Source organism: Acidiphilium sp. AL, from assembly GCF_025499445.1.
Lineage (GTDB): Bacteria > Pseudomonadota > Alphaproteobacteria > Acetobacterales > Acetobacteraceae > Acidiphilium > Acidiphilium iwatense.
Map to the genome: position 1 here is coordinate 1 of NZ_JAIMBZ010000117.1, position 1,324 is coordinate 1,324.

Here is a 1,324-nt window from a genome sequence, read left to right on the forward strand (position 1 = left end):
ATCAGCGCGTCTTTCTCAGCATGCGATAGAAGGGACAGGTCAGGAAGCTCGCTCACGCCTCCCGTCGAATCGTATCCGCCGTGGTCACGTCAATTCACAATCGATTCAACTGGCCGACGGACCAGGATGAGCAGATACCGGAAAACTCCGTTGATCTTGAAATGGCGGTGGCGCCGGCGCTTCGATATGCGTATTTCCGTCTCTCTCGATCGGCCTAACCTGTAGGCTAGGAGGCTTCTGCTTGTAGAACAGTGGCACCTGGCCACCCCGTGAACCGGCGGTGCCGGTAATTTCACGCGAGATGTGAATACGGAACCGCTCATACGAGACGGTGCATCTGTCTCGATATTTTTGATGAATCTCTTTGAGCGTGAGTCCCGCGGCCAGCTCCGCCTCGATTACATCGCGCATTGCACGCACGGCCACACGGGCGGCTCCGTAAAACTTGGGTGGTGTCTTTTCGGCCATTCGGAGACGATACATTCCCAACAAGGAACCAGCAAGAGTAATCGTGGTCTAGGCATTGTCTACTCATTGCCTAAGCATAGGATACTAATTGTTTTCACATTGCGGACCCATTGGTTCTCCGTTTCCCGGAGAGACAGAGATGCCTTCCAATGACTAACCTATGTCAAACCAATGCCCCTACCATTTGTTCTTATTAGGCCCAGTGACCGCGAAGCTGTGCGTTTTGGCCATTCTGGAACCTGCATCCTGGTTTCAGGGGAGCCGACACGAAAGTATCGTTTACGTACGCTTGTCCGGGAATCGAGAATTTATCGGACGGTTTCAAGAATGTCCGAGAACCTCGCCAGCCAATGAGAACATGGACAAGGCCGTTTTCGGCCGGGAAAACGGACAAACGTTCTTGCGGCGTTCATGTCTGGCGTACAGCGAAGATACTTTCGTGTCGGCTCCCCTTTCAGCCTCCAAGAGATGAAACAACGGGTTGAACTCCTTACGAAACGGGCATTTCGTCAAAAGTCTGCACTCCAACTCTGGGAGATACAGGACTTTCCCGCGGTCGCTGGATCAGCACGGGTCGGCGAAATGTCGAAAGTCGCGCCCATTCCCGCCTGAATCTGCAACTTTCCAGTTCAAAGTGTGGGAACAAAGCATTTTCTGCCGGCGGCCAAAACGCACAGCTTCGCGGTCACTGGGCCTATTAGGCTATTAGGCTATTAGGCTACGGGATTCACGCATTTGACTGAGCCGCGATGATGAATCCTGTGGCCATGGAGGCGAAGCGTGCCCATCCGGCGCGCATGTTTTTTGGTCCTGGCGGCTTGTAGTAGCAGTTCCAGCCACCGAGGCGTGCGATGAT

General features: G+C 53.8%; 1 protein-coding gene. It reads right to left on the reverse strand.

Translation table 11 applies throughout. The annotated features are described in order from the left end of the window. Positions 1 to 105 precede the first annotated feature (105 nt). Positions 106 to 468 carry a TraK family protein gene (locus AiwAL_RS20185; protein WP_235706312.1) on the reverse strand — a complete coding sequence of 121 codons (363 nt, stop codon included), beginning with the start codon at positions 466 to 468 and terminating at the stop codon, positions 106 to 108. Between the last annotated feature and the right edge of the window lie 856 nt (positions 469 to 1,324).

Coding starts and splice junctions, on each gene's coding strand:
- AiwAL_RS20185 (WP_235706312.1), bottom strand. CDS start 468: ATGGCCGAAAAGACACCACCCAAGTTTTACGGAGCCGCCCGTGTGGCC.